Here is a 7,120-nt window from a genome sequence, read left to right on the forward strand (position 1 = left end):
CAGGCAAAGGAATGCCATCATTAGGCTAAGGGCAACCCGGCATGATAAGCGTTTATTCACATCTTTCACATCAGCACCTGCTTTCTTGCTTGCTTCAATGATATCCTTGCTTATCATTGTTCATCGAAAACGTACAAACCATGCTTATTATTTTTTAGCAGAATCAGTTATTCGATGCAGGGCATAGTAAAAGGGCACTGTATTTATGTATTTCATGAGCAGGGTGCTATGTTTATGTGCTCAAAGTGACAAAAGGAAAAGAGGGGGGATTTGTCGTTAACATGTATAGATGGTTAGTTATCCCTATATTCGTTATCGCTTGTGTTGCTGTATCCTCCATACCGCAATACGCATTCTCCGCAGATAAGCAAACAGTAGATAATGAGCTTACAACATTTATTCAGCAATTATTTGCGAATCGCGCCAAATATCTACTTCGTCAGGAAGATGGGCTGCTCCGCGATTTTTATATGCCTGAACGCGCATCAAGCATGAGGGCGATGAAGCATGAACAGATGCGTGCACAATATGTACAAACGTGGATGAAGCACAGGCAACTACAATTGGCGGATGCTGCTAGCAGTCCAAGAGTAATTCGGGCGAATAAACGTAATGATCAGGTATTTGTCTCTGCTGTAGATTCATTACGTCTCGGATATACTTACAATCAACCGTCAAGTCAAGTAGAGCTCTTCGGGATAGGTACGCGGCATGCGCTTACCCTAATAAGGAAGAATGGATCGTGGAAGGTACTACGAGAATGGTACTTAGATCCACTGGAAGAGAATCCTGATCTAATCCCGAAGTTAACTGAGTTACCGCGCAATTCAGCGTCTAATCAGGTTAATGCCAATACAAACCAAGCATCGGGCCTACATTCAACTTCAACTCGCTACAATCGTGATAAGGCAATTGATTATGCGAATAAATACGCAGGAATAGCTTGGGGGGCTGGTAACAATCATCGCTACAACCCCAGATATCGGGATTATACAGGCCAAGGAGGGGACTGTACGAATTTTGCTTCCCAATGTATTGGCGATCAAGAAGGCGGCGGGTTGCGCATGAAAGGTGGATGGCATCACTATCGCTCAGGAGGCAGTAAAGCATGGGTACAGACCGATGCTTTCAAAAACTTTCTCCTATACAGCGGGTACGGCAAAGTCATCAAAAAAGGAAGCTACACTGGAATTGTCCAGTCCAGCAATCAGCATCCAAACGGCGTTTGGGCTGGTCTTAAGGCGGGAGACCTGATTGGGTACGAGCTTAATGGCGATATCGATCATTTTTCGATTGTAGTTGGCTTTGATGCTCAAGGTTACCCACTCGTGAATTCACACACTGCCGATCGTTACCGAGTGCCTTTTGATCTAGGCTGGGATAAATATACGATGTACTGGCTCATCCATATCCGTGATTAACTTGGCAGAACTGCTCAGCACTTCGGCACATACCTCGTCCACTCCGATCATACAATGATGAGGACAAGAAGGAGTGGGCGGAAGGTGAACGAATGTTGTTGTCATCACTCGTAAAGCAAGCTGCACTTCGAAGTGCAGTTCTCGTCATTGGTAAAGGAATAGGCCTTGCAGGCAGAGTAGCCATAACAAGAATGCTCGGTGCAGAAGGCATTGGGTTATACCAGATTGCCTATTCCTTCTTTGGCATGGCCTTGATGGTCATTTCCGGAGGGTTGCCTACTACGCTCGCCTTATTCACAGCGAAGCAGACTGATCGAGGTTGGAGGGTATTCCAGCTTTTATCCGTTTATACTGCATTAATTGGGATGGGACTCGCATTTTGGACACAATACTATGCGAACAACATTGCTGTGCTAATTGGAGATGTTGAACTTGCATGGGCGCTGCGAGCCCTAGCTCCGGCATTAATCGCTGTACCACTTCTCCAATTAGCACGCGGTTATATGCAGGGAATCCGCAGCTACGATGCGATTTCCTTGTCCGAATTAACGGAGCAAGCAGTGCGGATTACGGTACTGATTACTTTCGTAAGCCTGTACGCTGCTCAAGGTGTAGGTCGAGCCATAGGCTACGGGTTGTATGGCACGACGATTGCAGCTATTGCTGCATTTTTGTTTTTGACGATATATGCATCTTCCACACGGCGTGCGGCGATAATGATCACATTTTCCCCATTAAGCAAAGAAGGGTTAGGCCTTTTTCTAAGATCCTCCTTCGTTATCGGTTGCACGCGAATGCTTGTACCACTTTCAGACTTCATTGACTCCATCCTTATTCCAAACAGATTGCAGGCTGCAGGGTATTCCATATCAGATTCAATCGCGATGTATGGCATTATTACAGGAATGGCTGCTGTCATCGTCTATATGCCTACGATGATAACGGCCTCTGTCTCTTATACGGTAACGATGAAGATAGCAGCGAAGCACGAAGCAGGCATGGAGAGCGGGCGAGATATCGAACGAATTCTCCGATTTGTATGGACATGGGGAATCATTAGCGGACTTTTTATTTTTCTGTATGCGAAGGAAGCGGCAATACTCCTATTTGGCGTGGAAGCTGCAGCTGAGCCTATTCGATACCTCTCTGCAATCCCTCTTATTGTTGGGTTGCGTGAACTTACCACGAGTATCCTGTGGGCCCAAGATCGCAAACGGATTCCATTAACGGGACTTGCACTGGGAATCGGCCTATCCGTCTTGCTCCAATACGTTATTGTTGCAATTCCAGGGTTTGGGTACAGAGGCGCCGCGATTGGAATTCTTCTTATGGAAACGGTAGCTGTTCTTTGGAATTTGCATGCGCTTCGGAATACTAACGTAACCTTATTCACAATTAAATGGGTAGGATGGGGTCTGATATTGTTTTCTTGTATCATGTTTGTCCTCATATCGGCCTTTATTAAGGAAGGGCAACTAACATTAATTGTTCTAAGTGCACTTTTCTATTGGATATGCGCAGCTTTCCTTATCATTATAAGATACCGCAAGTAGAAGTTTGCTGAATGAAAGCGAGTTAGGGGAGCCCCCTGTGTACCATTGTTTACACAATTCCAGCTCACTTGATGATAGTAATTGGGATCCATAAGTGCGTGCCTCCTTGTAAATATCAGTCATCTCAGCATCAGTCTATCCGCGAATCCCCATATTGCTCACGGCTATAGCCCAATTTTTAATAGAAACAATTCCATTTTCTTCTGTCACAAACAGCTGTGCTATGTCGTTCTATGTGCAAATCGATCTTAAGGAGAGAAGCACATGAGAGAACAGACATGCATCATTATTGGAGGCGGCTACGCCGGATTGAATGCTGCACACGCGATGTCAAGTAGTATGAAGGGCATGAAAGACTCCTCCCTTCATATTTTTCTTATTGACCAGCAAGCACATCATTTGCGTAAAGTACTCCTGTTTAAGCCTGCTGCCACAGACTCGGCCATTACGGTTCCATGGTCGGATGTATTGCCTAGCAGAGTTACATTCATTCAAGGGAGTGTTACTTCCATAGGAGCCAACAAGCAAGTAGTATACGAAGGCCGGGATGGCCAATTACATCGTATCTCATATGACTTTCTCATTGTTGCTCTTGGGAGTACTATTCGTAAACCGGCTGAAGAACAAGGAGGAATTGCGCTTACTCATGAACATGCAGCATTGCAGATCCAACAGCAATGGCGAAGCAATATGCAGAAGGCGGCAGGAATACAAGATCAGCTCGAACGCAAGCGTCTCATGTCGGTTGCTGTAGTAGGAGCAGGAATTAGTGGCATTGAGACTTCTGCCGAATTAGCTTACGCAATGCGGATGGAGGCTATTGAGCTCGGATTAGCTGCGAATGACGTTCGAGTTTCTTTAATAAATGCGCAGGAGCGGTTATTCACCGAAGGCCCCTTGAAGGTAGCTGCCAAGTTGGAAGCTGCACTGAACGAGTTAGGTGTTGCTGTAATTCACCACAGTCGAGCAAGTCATGTGAGGGATGGAATGCTGCACTTTGTTGGCCGCGATCCGCTGCCAGTTGGCGTATGTATTTGGACACTGGGCCTTCAGCCTAATCCAGTCCTTCGTTCACTTGGTTTACCCGTAACTGATGATGGGAAAGTCATCGTAGATGCAAGCTATCGGGTTCCTGGTTTCCCAGGTGTATATAGTATCGGGGATTGTGCGCATATCGTTGATCCGAAAAATGGTAGTCCAGATCGTATGACATGCAAGGAAGCTATTCCACAAGCAAATCGGCTAGCCAAAATCATAGCAGCAGACATTGCCCATCGTCCTGCGCCATTACACCAGTCTTATATGGAGTTATTTTGTATTGGCCTAGGTCCAGAACGTGGATTGGTGTGGTGCCGGCAATGGGGAATAGATTTCGTACTGACAGGCAAGCTCGGATGGAAGATACGAAAGTTCACCTGGGATTCTGCTAGTTTGATAAAATAATGGCATCAATTGTGATTACAAGGGAGAAGGACAATATGGATACGACAGAACTTTATCATCAATATAAAGCACTGCTGTTCACACTTGCCTATCAGTTGACTGGTTCAACTGTTGACGCAGAAGATGTTGTGCAAGAGGTATTCGTCAAAATCCATAAGTTGAACGGAAATGAGCTTGAACAACCGAAGGCATATTTGTGCAAAATGGTTACGAATCAGTGCTATGATTTGCTAAAATCGGCTCAGCGCCGACGAGAGCAATATTTCGGTACTTGGCTGCCAGAGCCTGTTGCGACAACCTACGAGGATCCGATGAGTTCAATTGTACGTTCTGATTTGCTATCCTACGCGATGCTTGTGCTGCTTGAACGATTAGCGCCTGTGGAACGCACGATCTTCATCTTGCGTGAAGCGCTCGGGTTCGACTATCCCGCAATTGCACAAATTGTGAATAAAAATGAGGCGAATTGCCGCAAGTTGTTAAGCCGAGCCCGCAATAAGATGGGGATTGAGGAGGAGCCTATATCTCATGAGCTGGCAAGTGAGGAATGGGTAAAGCGATTATTGCAAGCACTGAGGTCGAATAGCGTGGATGCCGTCGTGTCTCTGCTGCACGAAGATATCGTTGTTCTGTCTGATGGAGGCGGCAAGGCGTCGGCTGCTGCACGTCCAATTACAACGCCAGAACGAGTCGCACAATTCCTCATCGGACTTATGAAGAAGACTGTCCAACAAGAGAACCTGTTGCATTATGAAACTACCTCTATTAATGGGCAAGCGGGAGTGATCGTTCATACCGATGGACGACCCGATACCGTTATCCTGCTTCATTTGGAGGGGGCTGCCATTCGCAATATCTATTTCGTACGCAACCCAGATAAGCTTGTACGACTCTAATTGTGGATGTTTGCTCACAAATTTAATTCTAGGCTGAGAGCCGATCCCTCATTTGCAGAAGCATCTACACGTAGGCGAATCGGCTCTATAATAATAAAGAGTTGACAACAATATAGTTAGGAGCCATACTATATACATGACCAATCAACCATTATTTTCTAATACCAATGAAACCGCACCTACACTCATTCAATCCAAACGGCAGATTGATCGCTACAACCTCGACGTCGACGCACAAGCCATACTTGTTGCTGCTCGGTTAATGGAGGCTGGTGCGAAGCTAGGACATGCGGCAGAAGTTCATTTCGCCAGATTCGGACTATCAACAGGTCGCTATCGCTTGTTAGCCGATTTGGAGGACAATGGGGGAGAGGAGCTACCATCGCAATTAGCCAATAATCTCGGTGTGACTCGTGCGACTGTCACGGGCTTAATCGATACCTTGGAACGCGATGGTCTCGTCACTCGGCGTGCTAGTGCATCAGACGGTAGGCAAAAGTCAGTTGTTCTCACAGATCAAGGAGCTAATAAGCTCCGTGAGATGGCACCGGAACATTTTGCAAGGCTGGAAGCCATGGTAGGACTGCTTACTGCTGAAGAGCGCACCGTGTTTCTCGACCTACTCGGAAGGGTTACCGAAGGAATTTCAGCACTTACCGCGGAATCTATCGTCTAAACAGGCACAGTGGGGGAGCGTGAATGGGGCTAGTCTTGACTAGCCTTCCTTTACACCCATATAGTTAGGAACCTAACTATATGGGTGTAGGAGTGAGCAACTTTTGTAACAGAAAGGGTGAGGACTAACATTGAACAGATCAGATGATGCAAGCAAGACCAAGAATGGATGTAACGCGATGAATAAGCCTTCTGTTCTCTGGCGCGACATCATCATAGCTTATGCTGCGCCAGCATTGATGGCGGGGATTGGAGGAGTGGTGATCGGAAGATCCGATCCTGTTCATTGCTGCCTTTACTTCGATAGGGGGAACTTCTGCCGTAACTGCTTGGATCATTGGTCGTTGGTTACATGATTGGGGATTATATGCACAATGGTTGAACAGGTCGCCTCTTCTTGTCATTGGAACGATTTTCGCCATTTTAGGATTAGCAATAGGTTTGCTGACAGCTTGTGTAGTTACGGAGTTGTCGAGATACGCATTTTCACAAGAGCTTGCATGGATAGATCGGATAATGGTAGATTTTCCCATATCTGTCTCGATAGCAAGCACAACTACAGCATGCCACTGGTATAGGTCAGTACGCAAACATATATCGAACAGGAGCGTGTAAGAGATGATCGTAGTAATCGGGGCAACAGGAACAATCGGCAGAGAGCTGCTAAGCAGACTGATTCAAGCAAATGTACCCGTGAGGGCAATCAGTAGAGAGCCTGACAAACTCCGGATTCAATTGGGCGCGGGCGACTATAAGCATGTGGAAATTGCACAGGCAGATGCATCCGACGCAGCAACATTGCGCTCTGCATTCCAAGAGGCGAGCCAACTTTTTCTGTCTATGTCAAATAGTCCGAGACAAGTGGAATTAGAGAGCTCTGTCATCCGAACGGCTATCGAAGCTGGTATTGAGCATATTGTAAAGATTTCTAGCCCGCTGTATAACGCTCTTGCTCCAGTGGAGATTGCCAGATGGCATCTGGAAATTGAAACCTTGCTCAACCATTCAGGTATTTTGCATACCGTACTGCGACCCTATGCTTTTATGCAGAACTTACTTCGATTTACAGGGCCGATTCGCAAGCACAATGCCTTCTACGGCTCAATGGGGAACTCAGCATGTAACTACATTG

Annotated in this window: 7 protein-coding genes; all 7 read left to right on the forward strand. The window is 46.3% G+C overall.

Going from position 1 to position 7,120, the window contains the following annotated elements; genetic code table 11:
* The first annotated feature begins 281 nt into the window (after positions 1 to 281).
* On the forward strand, positions 282 to 1,421 hold the full coding sequence (locus AZ66_RS10830) for an amidase domain-containing protein (RefSeq protein WP_044354864.1): 1,140 nt from the start codon (positions 282 to 284) through the stop codon (positions 1,419 to 1,421).
* Between the two features lie 92 nt (positions 1,422 to 1,513).
* Positions 1,514 to 2,974, forward strand: a complete 1,461-nt coding sequence (locus AZ66_RS10835) for an oligosaccharide flippase family protein (RefSeq protein ID WP_044354865.1) — start codon at positions 1,514 to 1,516, stop codon at positions 2,972 to 2,974.
* 264 nt (positions 2,975 to 3,238) lie between these two features.
* Positions 3,239 to 4,417 carry an NAD(P)/FAD-dependent oxidoreductase gene (locus tag AZ66_RS10840; protein ID WP_044354866.1) on the forward strand — a complete coding sequence of 393 codons (1,179 nt, stop codon included), beginning with the start codon at positions 3,239 to 3,241 and terminating at the stop codon, positions 4,415 to 4,417.
* Between the two features lie 35 nt (positions 4,418 to 4,452).
* Positions 4,453 to 5,313, forward strand: coding sequence for an RNA polymerase sigma factor SigJ (gene sigJ / locus AZ66_RS10845; RefSeq protein WP_044354867.1), 861 nt, complete (start codon positions 4,453 to 4,455; stop codon positions 5,311 to 5,313).
* Positions 5,314 to 5,449: 136 nt separating this feature from the next.
* A complete protein-coding gene (locus AZ66_RS10850) occupies positions 5,450 to 5,989 on the forward strand; it encodes a MarR family winged helix-turn-helix transcriptional regulator (protein WP_044354868.1) in 540 nt (179 codons plus the stop codon).
* A 130-nt stretch (positions 5,990 to 6,119) separates the two neighbouring features.
* The gene (locus tag AZ66_RS31345; RefSeq protein ID WP_156159948.1) at positions 6,120 to 6,344 is read left to right on the forward strand and encodes a hypothetical protein; all 225 of its coding nucleotides are present in this window, start codon (positions 6,120 to 6,122) and stop codon (positions 6,342 to 6,344) included.
* Positions 6,345 to 6,606: 262 nt separating this feature from the next.
* The coding region (locus tag AZ66_RS10855) for an SDR family oxidoreductase (RefSeq protein WP_044354869.1) at positions 6,607 to 7,120 on the forward strand (514 nt) is incomplete at its 3' end.

This window comes from Paenibacillus sp. E194 (genome assembly GCF_000935845.1).
Lineage (GTDB): Bacteria > Bacillota > Bacilli > Paenibacillales > Paenibacillaceae > Paenibacillus_B > Paenibacillus_B alvei_B.